Origin of the sequence: Streptomyces sp. NPDC017940, assembly GCF_044328435.1 — a bacterium.
Classification (GTDB): Bacteria; Actinomycetota; Actinomycetes; order Streptomycetales; family Streptomycetaceae; genus Streptomyces.
This window is the reverse complement of sequence record NZ_JBIRHJ010000007.1, coordinates 559544-574875: the sequence shown is the minus strand read 5'-3', so window position 1 is coordinate 574875 and position 15332 is coordinate 559544. Positions and strand designations below refer to the sequence as shown.

The following is a 15332-nucleotide window of genomic DNA, read 5'->3' as shown; positions in this document are numbered from 1 at the left end:
CCGCCTCAGACCACTGCGCTAGGTCTGTGGCCCTGCGAGGCTACCGACGTGCGTGGCACGATGAGGTGGATGAGAAGGGAACCCGCGACGATGCAGGAGCCAGAGCCGGTCGGAGACACACCGCGCCGTGCCGGCAGTACGAGCCTACTCGTTTTCGCCGTGACCAGCATGCTGTTCCTCGTGGCCCTGGGCTACTTCGTTGGCTCGATGGTGGGCTGGTGGGCAGGGCGTGATTGGGCAGACATCGTGGCCGCGGTGGTGTTTGCAGGCACCGTCGGCTTCGCACGCCTTGCTACTAAGTGAGGGCGTTCAGACGTCGATTCAGGGCCCGAACGTGCGCTTCATCGACACCCGACACCAGCCCTAGTAGTCGGCGGAACGAAAGCGTACGACAGTTCGTGGCGTGGCGCGTCCAGTCCGGTGGCCGGTCACCGGTGCAGGGCGAGGGTGGCGGTATGGGACGTGAGACACCGGGCGACCGGGAAGCTGCCCACACGATCGGCGTCGCAGCCGAGCGTGATCCGCAGAGGGCGACCGGGGTGCCCGGGTTCGACGAGCGGGCCGACGCAGCCGCGCAGCGCAACAAGCCGGACAACTACGACTACAACTCACGGGTCGGCCCGTGTGCATGAGCTGCGCGCATCGCGCACTGGCGTCTCGTACGTGCCGCTCGCGTTGGCGTGGACGCCGATGTTGAGTACGTACCTGAGTACGCGGACCGAGGTGCCGGCCGCGCGCCCGCGGGTTGACTCGCTCCATGCACACCGACACCGAGACGGAGTCCCGCCACGAGTGGGCCGCGCGTAACGCCGACCACGCCGCCGCGCACCACGACCCATACCCGCCGCGCGTCCTCGGTCTCGCTCTGGCGACGCTGGTCGTGCTGCTGCTCCTCACGCTCGGCTGGTACGTGGTCGCCCTCGACGCGGAGCTCGGCGACGCCTCGTCACAGGCCCATCAGGATGTGGTGTCCCGTTACGTCCTCGCGGTGCTCGGCGGCGTCGGCTGCCTGACGGCGGGCTGGCTCACGCCGCGTGGCTCGCGCGCGGCATGGCTGCGGACGGCGTTCGCCCTGATGTCGATCCTCGTGATCCCCGTGGCGATGCTCGCGGGCGCCTGACCGCCGCCGGGCGGAACTCGGCGGCGAGGTCCCGCGTCTCCTCGTCGGCTGCGTGCACGGTGGTGGTCTTGAGGTGCCGCTCCTCCAGGAAGGCGGCATCCGCAACGCTCCAAGCCGAATTCCGGGACGCTTTTCCTCCTGGTTGGTGTGTGGAGAGTGCCCTTCATCAGCTGTGGAACTTACGCTGCTCGGGCCAGCCTGGGGCCTGGGCCGGGACGGCCGTATCAGTGAGGCAGCCGTCCTATCTGACCGGCCGACTCAGCGGCAACGCCAAACGCGTCCATGTGCAACTGGACGGGCCCGACCGATCGGCCCTCACCTGCCTGGCACCGGCGCGCCCGCGGAGGACGACGCCCGGACCTGCGTCAGCTGTCGCCGGGCGCGTCGATGAAGACGGCTCCGGCCTCCGCCATCCGCTCCACCGCATAGGCCGGGTCGAGCAGCGCCTCGGGGGTGTGGATGCCCGGCGTGACGGCGTCGCCGCGCAGTCCGAGCAGGCGCTCGGTGCCGAGTGCGATGCCGAGTGCGGTCAAGGGGCACTGGCCCGCCGGGTGGACCAGATAGCTGCTCGTACTGATCGCGGCGCCTTCTCCATCGGCGCCTTCGATGTCGATCCGGACCTCGAAGGAAGGAGGTTCGCCACGGCGTCGGCCGGCGGATTCACCGACGGCGAAGTCGAAGCGGACGTGGGGCGCGCCCGTCGCGAGGCCAAGGCTCGGTACGTCGAGGATGGCGATGCTCTGGGCGGGCAGAACGGTGCCATCGGTACTGCGCACGTCCGCTTGTGCGTCGGGGCCGCTGATCCAGGTGAAGACTCCGTCCCGGCGCACCATTCCCGCCGAGGTCGCGGTGGACCACCGCAGCAGATCCGCTCTCCCCGCGGGCCCGCCGGTGTCCTGGTCGTCCAGGACGGCACTGATCCGGAGCGTGTCGACCCGGTCGAACTGCCGGGCCGCGTGCAGAGCCGCGAGGACGACGGTTCCGGCGCAGTAGTGGCTGGCCAGCAGGATCGGCGCGGCGCCTGTCCGGTGGGAGCCCGCGACGACCTCCGGTGCGATGTCCGTCAGGGCGCTGGAGATGCTGAGGTACGGCAGCCCGTGCCGCTGTGCGTAGTGCAGTCCGTTCAGGTGGTCGTCCCACAGTGCGGCGATCACCGCCGAGTAGCGGTGATCGGCCGGGAGGCCGAGATCGCCGCGCCGCAGATCGGTGGTCACCGCTGTCGCGGTGCCCAGTTCGTCGGCCACCCGCCGGGCGCGGCCGAGGTCACGGCCCGCGATCGTCAGCGGCAGTTCCGGATGCCACTGACGCAGTAAGGCGGCGGTCCGCGCGCCCGCCTGACCCGTACCGCCCAAGATCAGTACTGGTGTCGGATGTCCCATGGCGGGTTCCTCTCGCATCAGGAAGCTAGAAGCTACATTTTGTAACTTACATTTTGTAGCCTAGATTGGAGTACGAACACAAGGGGGACCATGGCCACCACACCGGCCCGCCTGTCCAAGCAGGCCAGGCGGGAGCAACTGCTCGACACCGCCGTGGCGATCGTGCGCGCGCACGGCGCCGACGGCCTGACGCTGGTCACGCTCGCGGAGGAAGCCGGGGTGAGCCGACCGATCGCGTACGACCACTTCGCCACGCGCCCCGGCCTGCTGCTCGCTCTGCACCGCAGACTCGACGAGCGGCACCGGGCCGCGATCACCCAGGCTTTGCAGGACGCGACACCCAGCGCGGGTGAGATCGCCCGGGTCATCAGCACCGCCTACTTCACCTGCGCCACCGACATGCCGGAGCTCAGCGCCGTATCCGCCGCGCTGAAAGGAAACCCGGAGATGGAGGCGGTCCAGCACGAGTCGACGGACAGCTACACGGACTTGATGGCGGCGGCGCTGCTGCCCTACTCCGGCCTCGCACCCCGAGCCCTCCGACTGGGCTGCGTCGGCACGCTCGGCGCGGCCGAGGCGATCGCCGCCGAACTGAACCGAGGACGGACGACGCTCGGCGAGGCCGTCACCGCGCTGACCGACCTCATCCTGGGCGGCCTCGCCGCCAAGGGCGAGGGCTTCACAGGGCGTTGAGGTTCATTGCGGAGGCGATGGCGTGGGATCCGGCTTCGTTGGGGTGCAGGCCGTCTTGGAAGACGTAGCCGGGGCGGGGCAGGGCGGGGTCTGTGGGGTGGGCGAGGGCTCGGTCGACGTCGAGGACGGAGTCGTACGCGCCGCTGGTGCGCATCCAGTGGTTGACAGCGGCCCGGACCTTCTCGCCGCGCTCGCTGTAGAGGGGGAAGAGGGCACCCTTCATGGGCAGGATGGTCGCGCCGACGGCCTTGACACCTCGGGTGTGGGAGGCGCGGATCAACTCTTTGTGGGCCTTGATGATCTGGTGCGCGGTTACGTGGGGTGCGGGGCCCATGCAGGGGTCGCCCATCTCGGGGGCGCCGATGTCGTTGCCGCCCAGATGAATGATCACCGCGCGCACGCCTGGGCGGTCGAGTACGTCGCGCCGGAAGCGGTCGGTGGCCTTGTCCCCGTAGCAGGGGGAGCCGTTGAGGATGCGGTTTCCGGCGATGCCTGCGTTGACTACGCCCAGCGGGCGGCGGGCGGCAGCGAGGCGTTCGGCGAGCTTGTCCGTGAAGCGGTTGTCGGCGCCGGGCGTGGCTCCTGTCCCGTCCATGAGTGAGTCCCCGAAGGCGACCACGGTGCCACGCTGCGGGGAGGCCGCGCCGGACACTTCCACACCGCTCAGGAAGTACCAGGCGTTCGTGGACGTCTTGAAGGCGTCGCCGCCGGAGTCGGTCACATGGCGTCCGGGGGCGCGGTAGGAGGTGGCGGTGGTGAACCGGTGGAAAGTGGCCGGACCGGTACGGTCGGCGAAGTACAGGGTGACGGTCAGCTTCTCCAGCGGGGAGGTGCTCAGGGTTTCGGCATCGCTCACGATGTCACGGCCCGGGGCGATGGTGGTGCCCTGAGCCCCGCCGAACGTCAGCTCGCGTGCTGTACCTGGCCAGACCTGGGCGTCGCCTGCGGACCGGCCGACGGTCGCGGCGGTGATCCGCAGCGGCAAGGTCCCGTACGAGTTGGACAGCCTGATTCGTAACGTCGAACCGCCGGTTGTCACGCGGACCACTTGGCGTACGGACTGGTCGGTGAATCCCTGCCGCGACCAGTTGGGCCCCCAGTCCTTGCTGCCCTCGACGGGCCGCTGCACGGCTGCGCCCCATGCCCCGGTCCACACCGGACCGTCGGTGGCGCGCGGCTGCTGCCGCGCGCCCTCGTGTGCCACGGCTGTCGCCGACACGACGAGCGCGGTGAGCACCGCCGTGCCGACGGCGAGCATGCCTCGTCGTCCCTTCTTCTTCCGCAGCCACGGCTTCGCTGTGTGCATCAGGGATCTCCTCGGTGAAAAGGGTGATGAGGAGATCTCAGCGTCCTTCGAGCCGGAGATCAGCGGGGCTGGCCCCCGGATGCGTCTTCGGGTTGGCCCTACCCGGGGCTAGCCGGTCCAAGGCAACAGGGGGTGAGCTTGGTCCAGCCATGCCATTGGGTGGACCGCGCCTTGCGGTCGCCACCCGGCAGCGGCGCGCGTGCAGACCCGGCAGCGGCGCGCGACGCAGTGGGTGGGCAACGGCGCGCGCCGGTACTCGAGTTGGCGCCGCGTTCACCACTCGTGTGAGGAATGGGAGCTGCGTACCTCCTGCGGGGTACCTGACGGGTCATTCATGTCGCCTGGGCTCGGTCGTCTGCCACCTTCGGGGTCGAGAGCGGAGTGTTCCGTTCATTTCCTCGTGGTCCCGACGAAAGGGCACAAGCATGCCTTCGGCCATGCGTAAGACGACGATCTCCTCCCGGTCGCGGCGGCTGGCCGCCGCGGCCGTCGCGCTGGGCAGTTGCCTGGCGCTCGGCGTTCCGGCGGGCGGTGCCGCCGCGGCGCCCGCCGACCCGGTGCCGACCGTCTTCTTCGGCGACTCCTACACCGCCAACTTCGGCGTCTCTCCCGTGAACAACACGGACAGCGAGAGGGGCTGGTGCTTCCAGGCCACGGAGAACTACCCCACCGTCGCCGCCCGGCGTCTCAAGAACAAGGACATCACCCTCGACGTCAAGTCGGACGTCTCCTGCGGCGGCGCGCTGGTCGAGCACTTCTGGCAGGAGCAGCAACTGCCCTTCGGTGCCGGGACGCTTTCGGCGCAGCAGGACGCGCTCAAGGCCGACACCCGGCTGGTCGTGGGTGGTATGGGCGGCAACACGCTGGGCTTCACCAGCATCCTCAAGCAGTGCTCCGACAAGCTCCGGCAGCCCTCTCTTCTGCCTGGCGAGCCCGTGGACCCGGACCAACCGGCAGGCGAGTGCAAGGACTTCTTCGAGTCGCAGGACGGCAAGGCATGGCTGGACTACAAGCTCGATCAGGCCGAAGGGGACCTGGATCAGATGCTCCAGCGTACGAGCTACTTCGCTCCGGACGCCGAGCGTATCCTGGTCGGCTATCCAAGGCTCGTACCCAAGAACACGACCAAGTGCCTGACCGCGGCCCCCGGCCAGACGGAACTGCCGTTCGCCGACGTCCCCCAGGACGCGCTGCCCATCCTGGACGCTGTGCAGAAGCGGCTGGACGACCGCATGAAGCAGGTCGCCGCGGACAACGGCGCCGACTTCGTGGACCTCTACGCCGCCACCGGGAGCAACACGGCGTGCGACGGCGCCAACAGGGGCATCGGCGGCCTGCTGGAGAACTCCAAGCTCACCCTCTTCGACCAGCCCATCCCGTGGTACGCACACCCCAACGAGAAGGGTCGCGACATCCAGGCCAAGCACGTGGCCGACAAGATCGAGACGGTCCTCAACCGCTGACCGGGCCCACAGTCCCGAATCCGGACGACCGCAGACCCTGAACTGCGTCAGCCGCTCCCCGAGGCCCCAGGCCCACAACCTGGGGCCTCACCGCACCACACCCCGAGACCCAGCACCGGCACCGGCACCCGCACCCGCACCCGCACCCGCACCCGCTACCAGCGTGAAAGGACCGTAGACGTGACATCGCAGAAGGCCGGGAAAGCAGGAACGCTGCGTACGCAGGAGGACGCGTACCGGCGGGCCTTTACGCGATTCCTCGCCGGAACGGACGAGAAAGTCAACACGCACGCCTACCTGCGAGGCATCCTGAAGGAGCTTCCCGCCCGGCAGGTACTGCTGGACGTGGGGGCCGCCGAGGGTACGACGACGCGCTACCTCGCCCCGTACTTCGAACGGACTGTCTGCATCGAGCCCAGCGAGCCGATGCGGCGTGTCCTGGAGTCGGCGTGTCCGCAGGCCGAGGTGGTGAGTGACCCCGTCATGGAGGCCACGATCGAGGTGCGGGCCGATCTGGTCCTGCTCTCCCACGTGCTGTACTACGTCCCGCGCGGCCAATGGGTGGCGACGGTGTCACGCATCATGGAGTGGCTGGCGCCGGGCGGCCTCCTGGTCGTCCTGCTGCAAGATCCCGATGCGGCCTGTATGCGCATGGTGCGGCACTTCACCGGCGCCCAATTCGATCTGAGAGAGCTGGTCGAGGAAGTGGGCGCGCTGCCGCCCGGTCTGGTCAGCGGCATCGAGTTGGACACCGTGCCCGCCTGCTATCGCAGCGGCGACCTGGACGAGACCGTCGCCGTCGCCGACTTCCTTCTCAGCGTTCCCGGCGCGCCCACTCCCGACCGGGGAGCCGTCGCGGCGTATGTCCGAGAGCACCTGCGCAACCGCGACGGTGAATACGTCCTCCGTCACGACCAGCACGCACTGCGCCTCCAACGGCCGGCCCGATAGTCCCGCCTCGGCCGCATAATCCCGCCCCGGCCCCGCCCCGCACGCATTCGCGGGCGGCGGTCCGGGAGGGGCGTCGCAAACATCCCCCCTGCGGGGTACGGAAGTTGACTGGAAGTACGCGAGGAATGCAGCGTGTCCTGGCTGCCCGTCGCCCTATGCTGATGCTCTTTCGACGCGCCCCGTCACGGGATCCCCTGTGCCGAGGCAGGCCAGAGCACGGAGGAGCTCCATGGGTACCGGTACCGCCCGCGTGCCGCCGCAGCCCCAGCCCCAGCCCCAGCCCCGGACAGCCACCCCACCGCCACAGGTGGTCGCCCCCTACGCGAGTGAGGCCACCCGCCTGCTGTGCGCGGGGACGTATCTGGACACGCAGTACAGGGACCAGGTCGTCGACGAGCTCTACCTCATGGAGCATCGGGTCGCGGCGCCCGCCCTGGGGTGTGACGCCGCTCGGGTCCTCGCCCACGCCATGCGCGCCCGACGGGTGGAACTGGCGTGGGCCTGGAGCGTGCTGGGGGCTCTGACGCTCGGCCTCATGTGGGCCGGTTGGTGGTTGCTGCTCCTGGTCCTTCCCGGGCTGCTGCTGACCCTCGCACGCCGGGTACGGGGTACTGCCGAAGCTCCGAGGGGACGTCGGCGCCTGCTCGCCTTCGCGCTCCGCTTCATCGGCCGCGTTCTCCTCACCTATCTCGTGCTCACGAGCCTGGCCATCGGCCTCGGAATAGCCGACGCGGGCGGCCCGTACAGCCAGATGCTGGCGAACTTCCGTGACTTCATGCCCGGCCCCGTGAAGACCCTGATCCCGGACAGCGGGCCGAAAGAGGTCGGCGTGCTGCAAGCGTGGCTCGCGCTGGCCACCCTGCTGGCGATCTCGGGGTGTGCCACCGGGCAGCAAGCACACTTCACCCGCGTACTGCGGGACGAGTTGTCCCCGCAGCGCTTCCCCGACGCGGCCCGCGACCCGGCGGAGCGGAAGAGCGGGCGCCGGCTTCAGCTGCTCAAGCACCGTATCCGGCTCGAACAGCACGCCCCGCTGGTCATGTACCACGAGGCGCGTCCGTTCTGCGGTGCCGGCACCGCGCACGACACCTGGGTCCTCGCGGTCGAGCTGCGGCCCGATCCGGCGAAGGAGAGGCAGCCGATCGGGAACAGGAAGGTCCTGGCCGCGGTACGTCCGTTCCTCGAACAACTGCGTGAGGTGGCCGAGTCGTCCGAGCGGGAGGGTGGGGCCGTCCGGGACCGGCTGCGCCACCTGGAGATCGACGAGTGCGTGTTCCTCCCGGTGGAAGGCATGCTGCACCGTGGGGACGCGCCGTACGACGAGCGCTCGTTCGAGCTGCACCGTACCCGCGCACTCGAGGAGGGCGGCGAGAAGCGCAGGCACTTCCTGCGGATCAGGGTGGCCGGCTGGGAGGAGGAACTGGTCGTCACCGTCTTCGTACGGGTGCACACCCAGGGCCGGATGCTGATGCTGGAGGTGGCCCCGCACGTGCTGTTTCCCGTACGCGCGGACTTCAAGGACGCCTCCCACGAGGCGTACCGTTTCATCGACCAGAACGTCCTCGGCAAGACGGTCCACATCCTCACCAGCACGGCCAACGCCCCCGGCCAGGCACTGGTCACGCTCGGCCGGCGCGCCGCCCGTGGCTGGCGCCGGCTCACCGGCGAGTTCGCCGGAGGGCCGCCGGAGGGACCGGCGTTGTCGGTACGCGAACTCGGCGCGGAGGCGGGCGGTTCACTGTTCCAGTCCATGGACGTCGACCGCTACCTGAAGAGCGTGCAGGACCGCATCGCGTACGGGGTGAGGACGGCGCTCCGAGAAGCCGGTTACCAGACCGACGAGTTCGTCCAGAAGGTCATCAACATCAGCAACGGTGGCGTCAACGTCGACGCGGTGGCAGGCAGCACGTTCGCCATCGGCGACCACGCCCGGGCCACCGCGACCGTGCACGCCACCACGACGCGCGGCGGGTGGACACCGCCGCAGGGAGGGTCCGCGCCCCATGGCCGGTGAAGAGCCGCAGCCCCACGTCAGCATCGGCGATGTGTCCAACAGCACGTTCGCCGTCGGCAGCCACGCCCACGCCAGGAGCTACCACGGGGCCCCCGCGTCCCGCGACGAGGGCACCGAGCGGCTGCTCACCGCCCTCCGGGAACTGAGAGCCGACCTGTCCAGGAGGCAGGCGCCCGAACAGACCGCGGAACTCGACGAGGCCCTCGCCGACGCGGAGGACGAGATCACCCGCACGGGAAGCGCGGACGAGGGCCGACTGCGGCGCCTGCGCGAACTCCTCACCGACGCGGCCTCGCTGACCACCGTGCTGACCTCGGCGGGAACCCTCGCCGGTCTGCTGTGAACGGGCCGGAGGGACGCGCTGCCCGAGAGACCACGCGGTGGAACGAGGATGCCCAGCGGTGGGAGGACGGTTCCGACCACGGCAGGACGTCCACGGCCCACCCTCCTCCCCGGCCCCGCCTGGGCCTCCCCCCGCGCAGGCCGGCGCCCCGTCGGCCGGTCCCGTCCCGGTCTCCCCTCACCGAGCCGCCCACGTCCGCGAGCGTCACCGAGCCACCCACGTCCGCGAGGCACCGTGGACCCGGCCGCCGTGTTCTGTGGACGGTGGCCGCCGCAGCCGCCCTGGTCGCCCTCGTCGCCGGCCTGACGTTCCTGCGCTCCTCCAGTGGTGAGAAGTCCGACCGCGTCACCCCGTCGGCACCCGCCATCGACCTCTCCGCCGCTCCCGACGGCTACCGTCTGGAACGCGTCGAGGGGGGCCTGCGAACAGCCGTGCCCAAAGGATGGAGGCGGGTGGCGGAGAAGACGGATGGAATCCTTGAGGCCCGCTACCTCGTTCTGGACGGCCCCGAGGTCATGCGTTCCCTCCGCGTTTTCGACCTGGCCGGGTCGACGCCTCGGCAGTCCATCGAGTTGATCCGCGCGGCCGGGAACGTCGAAGAACGCACCGGGCCCAAGCCCTTCAAGGCGAAGAACGCTTCCGGGTACAGCATGGAATATCTGCACCGCATCACGGCGACCGTGTACACCGTCAGTATCCGCTTCAAGGCCGCCGATGGTCGCTCCTACGGTGTGGACGCCTTCGTGCGCGACGACGAGGACTTCACCGACGCCGACGTACGAACGATCGCCGAAACGGCTGTGCGGTACCTCCAGGGCTCTCGGTGACACTCGCCGTACCGTTCCCGGCGGCGGCGCGGCGGGTGCCACCGGGGGCGACAGCGGGCCGGGAGCCGCTCCCAGGCCGTGTCAGGGGCCGTGTCAGGAGTGATATCAGGGGTCGTGTCAGGACGGGGACCGCCCCGTGTCAACGCGGGTGTCGAGCATGGCGGCCATGTTTGGTACAGCGATCGCAGCCAGTGGGCTGCGCAAGGCCTACAAGGACAAGACCGTTCTCGACGGGATCGACCTGGACGTCCGGGCGGGCACGGTCTTCTCCCTGCTCGGGCCCAACGGAGCAGGCAAGACCACCACGGTGAACGTGCTGACGACGCTGCTCGCCCCCGACGCGGGCAGGGCCGTCGTCGCCGGGCACGACGTGGCGACGGAGACCAGGGCGGTGCGCAGGGCGATCGGGGTCACCGGGCAGTTCGCCGCGGTGGACGACCTCCTCACGGGGGCGGAGAACCTCCTGATGACGGCGAGGCTGCTGCACCTGCCCAAGGCGGAGGGCCGGGAGGCGGCCGAGCGACTGCTCGACCGGTTCGACATCGCCGACGCGGCGGACAAGCCCGCGGCGGCCTACTCCGGCGGTATGCGCCGCAGGCTCGACCTCGCCATGACGCTGGTGAGCAGACCGCGGATCATCTTCCTCGACGAACCCACCACCGGGCTCGACCCGCGCAGCCGCCTCACCCTGTGGGCCATCGTCCGGGAACTCGTCGCCGACGGCGTGACCATCTTCCTCACCACGCAGTACCTGGAGGAGGCCGACAAGCTCGCCGACCGCGTCGCCGTCCTGGACCGCGGCAGGATCGTCGCCGAGGGCACCCCCGCGGAGCTCAAGCGCAAGGTGCCCGGCAGCCACATCCGGCTGCGCTTCCGGGACCGGCGGGAACTCGACGCCGGGGCGGTGGTCCTGCCGACCGCCACCCGGGACGACGACACCCTGAGCCTGCACGTCCCCGGCGACGGCGGCATGAGGACGTACCGGGCACTGCTCGCCCGCCTCGACGAACACGCGGTCGACGTCGAGGAGATGTCCCTGCACACACCGGACCTCGACGACGTCTTCCTCGCCCTCACCGGCAGCGCGGGTGATACGGGTGGCACGAGCGGCACACGCGAGGCACCCGGCACGGAGCACTCGGACGACACGAACACGGCGGTGACCGCGTGATGAGCGCCATGGCGGCCTCGCTGGCGGACTTCTCGACCATGCTCCAGCGCAACTTCCGGCACACGCTGCGCAATCCCACGGCCCTGTTCAACGCCGTACTCTTCCCGATCGTCATGATGCTCATGTTCGTCCACGTCTTCGGCGGCTCCTTCGACGTCGGCGGCGTCGACTACATCGACTACGCGACACCGGGCGTGATCATGATGACGATCGGGTACGGCGTGAGCGCCACCGCGATCGCCGTGCAGTCCGACATGGCGACCGGCATCATCAACCGGTTCCGGGTCATGGACGTCTCCCCCAGCTCGGTGCTGGTCGCCCATGTGGTCGCTAGCGTGCTGCGCAGCCTGGCGTCGATCGTGTGCATCGTCCTCATCGCCCTGGCGATGGGCTTCAGGCCCGACGCGAACCCGCTCCAGTGGCTCGGGGTGCTCGGGATGGTCCTTTTCGCGCTGTTCGCGATCGGCTGGCTGACGGTCGCGCTCGGGCTCGGCGCGAAGACACCGGAGAACGCGGGCTTCGCCGTCGTCCCGCTGATGATGCTCCCCTTCCTGAGCAACGCGTTCGTACAGACCGACAACATGGGTGCGGGGGCACGTCAGTTCGCTCAGTACCAGCCGTTCTCCCCGATCACCGAGACCCTGCGCGGGCTCCTCGCGGGCGATCCGTCGGCGGGCCCCGCGATGCAGGCCGTCGGCTGGTGCGTCGGCCTCACGCTGTTCGGGTTCCTGCGGGCGCGGGCCAAGTACACGCAGCGGACGTGAGGGTGACCGCTCCTGCCGGAAGCGCACGTGAAGGTGACCGCTCCCTTCCGGAAGCAAGCCGGACGGTGAGCACGGCTCACCGCGCGAGCGTAACCTCGGCCAGCTCCTGCCAGTCGCCCTCGCGCCCGGCGCGCACCGCCTCGGCGAACACCCCTTCGCCGAGGCGCCCGCGCGCCTGTTCCGTGATCCGGGCGGCGTCCGGCTGCGAGCGGTCGGGTACGCCGCGCACGCTCTCGCCGGCCGCGAGCAACCGCACGGCCTGCTCGTCCTGCCCCTGGCGCTGCGCGAGGTCGGCGAGTCCGATCAGCGTGTGCGCGATCACCGGCAGGTGCCCCGCCGCCACGGCAGCGCGGAAGGCCTCGACCCGGTGCGTGCGGGACTCCTCGACGTCCTCGGCGAGGTAGCCGTACAGATCCTCGACCGTGATGTGGAGGTAGCCGCTCGTCCCGGTGTCGCGGCGCAGGGCCCGCACCGCGGTCAGCTGCGCGTGCGCCTCGTCCCGCTCGTCGCGCCAGCGGGCCAGCTGCGCCTTCGCGATGTGCAGCTCGGCGAGCGCGTCCGGCCAGGCGACGCGGTCCGCGCAGCGCTGCGCCTCGGCCAGGGCGCTGCCGCTGCCCTCCGCGTCCCCGAGCAGCCAGAGGAGCTGCGCCTGCCGCGCCCGCAGCCCGAGCACGTCCTCGATCGCGCCCAGCTCGGCCAGCACCGTGATCGCCTGGTCGTGGAGCTCGCACGCGCGGACGAGCTCGCCGCGCAGGGCGAGGCAGTCGGCGAGGGACTGCAACGCGAGGGACATCCCCCACCGGTCACCGAGCGCGCGGAACTCGGCCAGACCCACCTCGATGTCCGCGACGGACTCCGGCTCACCGCGGCCGATGGTGAGCCCGAGGCGGCCGCGGGTGAGCCGGGCCATGGCGCGCACCCACGCGTCGTCGTCGGTGAGCAGCGGCTCGAACGCGGGCAGGAACTCGATGGGCTCCCGCACCATGCGCTCCAGCGGTACGACGAAGCGGAGCAGCGGGTGGCTCCCCGTGCTGCCGTTGGCGTACCGGTACGCCTCGTGGATCCACTCCTGTGCACGGTACTGGTCGCCCTGCACCCCGGAGGTCAGGAACGTCGTCACCACGGTGTACGTCATGGCCCGCACCTCGTCGGGCACCTCACCCTCCAGGGAGGCCGCCCGGACGCTCAGTTCGGTGCCTTCGGCCTTGCGTCCGCTCAGCATCCAGTACCAGCCGAAGGCCACGACGAGCCGCATCGCCTCGTGGGCCCGGCCCTCGGCGATGGCGCCGCGCAGGGCTGCGTTGATGTTGTCGTGCTCGGCCTGGAGCGTGGCGAGCCACTCCAGTTGCTCGGCCCGGCGCAGGTGGGGTTCGGCTCTCTCGCCCAGCTCGGTGAAGCAGGCGACGTGCGCGCGGCGGGTCCGCTCGTGCTCGCCGGCCTCGGTGAGCCGCTGCGCCGCGTACTCCCTGATGGTGTCCAGCATCCGGTAGCGCGGCACGACCGAGTCGTCGGCGAACAGCAGGGACTTCTCGATCAGCGCGGTCAGTACGTCGAGGACGTGCTCCCCGTCCGGCGTCCCGTCCGCGCACACCCGCTCGGCCGCCTCCAGCGTCGCCCCGCCGGAGAACACCGAGAGCCGCCGCAGCACACCGCGCTCGGCCTCGGTGAGCAGGTCCCAGCTCCAGTCCACGACCGCGCGCAGCGTCCGGTGCCGGGGAAGCGCGGTGCGGCTGCCGCCGCTCAGCAGCCGGAAGCGGTCGTCGAGCCGGTGGGCCAGCTGCTCGACGGACATCGTGCGCAGCCGCGCCGCCGCGAGTTCGATGGCCAGCGGTATCCCGTCGAGCGCCCGGCAGATTCGCGCCATGGCGGCCAGGGTCTGCTCGTCGGCGGTGAAGTCCTTGCGCACCGCGCCCGCCCGGTCCCGCAGCAGCCGCACCGCGGGCGAGGCGGCGGCCTCGGCCGGTGCCGCGCTCGCGGCGGGCAGCGCGAGCGGCTCCACCTGCCACAGCGCCTCCCCGGTGATGCCGAGCGGCTCCCGGCTGGTGGCGAGGATCCGCAGCCGGTGGCACGCGCCGAGCAGCCGGTCCGCGAACTCCGCGGCGGCGTCGATCATGTGCTCGCAGTTGTCGAGGACGAGGAGCTGGGCGCGGTCGCGGACGGCGGCGATCAGCCGGTCGACGGGGTCCCCCGCGGTGGTGGTGCCGAGCAGCGCCTGGTCGCGCAGGCCGATCGCGGTGAGCACGACCTGCGCCAGCTCCCCGCCCGCCCGCACCGAGGCAAGCTCGACCAGCCAGGCGCCGTCGGGAAGGGTGCCGAGCAGCACCCGCGCGGTCTCCGTGGCGAGCCGGGTCTTGCCCGAGCCGCCGGGTCCCGTCAGGGTGACGAGGCGGTGCTCGGCGACGAGGCCGGAGACCGCGGCGACGTCGTCGTCCTTGCCGACGAAACTGGTCAGTCCGGCGCGCAGGTTGGTGCGGTGGTGCTCCGTACGGCCACCGAGGTCCCCGCGCAGCAGCGCGGTGTGCAGCGCGGACAGCTCGGCCGACGGTTCGACGCCCACGGCTTCGGCGAGCTGCTCGCGCAACTGCTGGTACACGATCAGGGCCTCGGCGCCGCGCCCCGACTCCGCGAGCGCGCGCATCGACGCGGCGACGAGTCCTTCCCGCAACGGGTACGCGGCCACGAGCCCGGTCAGCTCGGAGACCAGCTCCGGGCCCTTGCCGAGGCGGATCTCCGCGTCCACCCGGTCGCCGAGGGCGGCGAGGTACAGCTCGTCGAGGCGGGCGACCACGGCGTCGAACGTCGCGCTGCCGTACAGGGCGACGTCCTCCATGGCCTTGCCGCGCCACAGTTCCAGGGCGGAGCGCAGCAGCTCCGCCCTGCGCGTCACGTCGTCGGTGGCTCGGGCCCGGCCGACCAGTTCCTCGAACCGGCTCACGTCGACGGCGTCGGGTGGCACGGCGAGCCGGTACCCGCCGGACTCCGCCTCGACGGACCCCTCCGGCAGCACCCTGCGCAGCCTGGACACCAGCGCCTGCACGGCGTTCACCTCGTCCGTGGGCGGCTGCTCCCCCCAGATGAACTCGACAAGCCGCGGCCGGGTGACGATCCGTCCTGGTTCGAGAGCGAGCGCGCACAACAGCGCGCGCAGCCGGGCGCCCGGCACTTCGAGCACCGCCCCATCGCCGGTCCGGGCCTCGAGCGGGCCGAGCAACATGAATCGCACGTGGCTCATCTTGCCGTACGGGTTCGGGGGCGGGACCGTGCCGCAAGTGCCGACCGCGGCGCCGGTGTGGCGGGGGCA

Annotated in this window: 14 protein-coding genes; 11 read left to right on the top strand and 3 right to left on the bottom strand. The window is 70.8% G+C overall.

Going from position 1 to position 15332, the window contains the following annotated elements; genetic code table 11:
• The first annotated feature begins 159 nt into the window (after window positions 1–159).
• From ACH4DX_RS26295 to ACH4DX_RS26285, 3 genes are all read left to right on the top strand, one after another.
• Window positions 160–303 carry a hypothetical protein gene (locus tag ACH4DX_RS26295; protein WP_398156970.1) on the top strand — a complete coding sequence of 48 codons (144 nt, stop codon included), beginning with the start codon at window positions 160–162 and terminating at the stop codon, window positions 301–303.
• A gap of 152 nt (window positions 304–455) precedes the next feature.
• The gene (locus ACH4DX_RS26290; RefSeq protein WP_398156969.1) at window positions 456–632 is read left to right on the top strand and encodes a hypothetical protein; all 177 of its coding nucleotides are present in this window, start codon (window positions 456–458) and stop codon (window positions 630–632) included.
• A 125-nt stretch (window positions 633–757) separates the two neighbouring features.
• A complete protein-coding gene (locus ACH4DX_RS26285; RefSeq protein WP_398156968.1) occupies window positions 758–1120 on the top strand; it encodes a hypothetical protein in 363 nt (120 codons plus the stop codon).
• A 365-nt stretch (window positions 1121–1485) separates the two neighbouring features.
• On the opposite strand, the gene ACH4DX_RS26280 is transcribed toward ACH4DX_RS26285, so the two are convergent.
• Window positions 1486–2499 carry a saccharopine dehydrogenase gene (locus tag ACH4DX_RS26280; protein ID WP_398156967.1) on the bottom strand — a complete coding sequence of 338 codons (1014 nt, stop codon included), beginning with the start codon at window positions 2497–2499 and terminating at the stop codon, window positions 1486–1488.
• Between the two features lie 90 nt (window positions 2500–2589).
• Here ACH4DX_RS26280 and ACH4DX_RS26275 point away from each other — a divergent pair, with 90 nt between their 5' ends.
• Window positions 2590–3192 (top strand): TetR/AcrR family transcriptional regulator, encoded by a 603-nt coding sequence (locus ACH4DX_RS26275; protein ID WP_398156966.1) that lies wholly within the window; start codon window positions 2590–2592, stop codon window positions 3190–3192.
• On the opposite strand, the gene ACH4DX_RS26270 is transcribed toward ACH4DX_RS26275, so the two are convergent.
• Window positions 3179–4498, bottom strand: coding sequence for an SGNH/GDSL hydrolase family protein (locus ACH4DX_RS26270; protein WP_398156965.1), 1320 nt, complete (start codon window positions 4496–4498; stop codon window positions 3179–3181). The two genes, ACH4DX_RS26275 and ACH4DX_RS26270, sit on opposite strands and share 14 nt — an antisense overlap.
• 437 nt (window positions 4499–4935) lie before the next feature.
• Between ACH4DX_RS26270 and ACH4DX_RS26265 the strand changes: the two genes are divergently transcribed.
• From ACH4DX_RS26265 to ACH4DX_RS26235, 7 genes are all read left to right on the top strand, one after another.
• Window positions 4936–5961 carry an SGNH/GDSL hydrolase family protein gene (locus ACH4DX_RS26265; protein WP_398156964.1) on the top strand — a complete coding sequence of 342 codons (1026 nt, stop codon included), beginning with the start codon at window positions 4936–4938 and terminating at the stop codon, window positions 5959–5961.
• A gap of 180 nt (window positions 5962–6141) precedes the next feature.
• Complete coding sequence (locus ACH4DX_RS26260) at window positions 6142–6912, top strand: class I SAM-dependent methyltransferase (protein ID WP_398156963.1); 771 nt, start codon at window positions 6142–6144, stop codon at window positions 6910–6912.
• A gap of 229 nt (window positions 6913–7141) precedes the next feature.
• On the top strand, window positions 7142–8926 hold the full coding sequence (locus ACH4DX_RS26255; protein ID WP_398156962.1) for a hypothetical protein: 1785 nt from the start codon (window positions 7142–7144) through the stop codon (window positions 8924–8926).
• Window positions 8916–9269 carry a hypothetical protein gene (locus tag ACH4DX_RS26250; RefSeq protein ID WP_398156961.1) on the top strand — a complete coding sequence of 118 codons (354 nt, stop codon included), beginning with the start codon at window positions 8916–8918 and terminating at the stop codon, window positions 9267–9269. The genes ACH4DX_RS26255 and ACH4DX_RS26250 overlap by 11 nt, the downstream gene beginning before the upstream one ends.
• 263 nt (window positions 9270–9532) lie before the next feature.
• The gene (locus tag ACH4DX_RS26245) at window positions 9533–10096 is read left to right on the top strand and encodes a hypothetical protein (protein ID WP_398156960.1); all 564 of its coding nucleotides are present in this window, start codon (window positions 9533–9535) and stop codon (window positions 10094–10096) included.
• Window positions 10097–10262: 166 nt separating this feature from the next.
• Entirely contained in the window at window positions 10263–11267 is a 1005-nt protein-coding gene (locus ACH4DX_RS26240) for an ATP-binding cassette domain-containing protein (RefSeq protein WP_398156959.1), read from the top strand.
• Complete coding sequence (locus ACH4DX_RS26235) at window positions 11267–12031, top strand: ABC transporter permease (protein WP_398156958.1); 765 nt, start codon at window positions 11267–11269, stop codon at window positions 12029–12031. The genes ACH4DX_RS26240 and ACH4DX_RS26235 overlap by 1 nt, the downstream gene beginning before the upstream one ends.
• A gap of 76 nt (window positions 12032–12107) precedes the next feature.
• Here ACH4DX_RS26235 and ACH4DX_RS26230 read toward each other — a convergent pair whose 3' ends face one another.
• Window positions 12108–15245, bottom strand: a complete 3138-nt coding sequence (locus ACH4DX_RS26230) for a BTAD domain-containing putative transcriptional regulator (protein WP_398157004.1) — start codon at window positions 15243–15245, stop codon at window positions 12108–12110.
• Window positions 15246–15332: the final 87 nt, after the last annotated feature.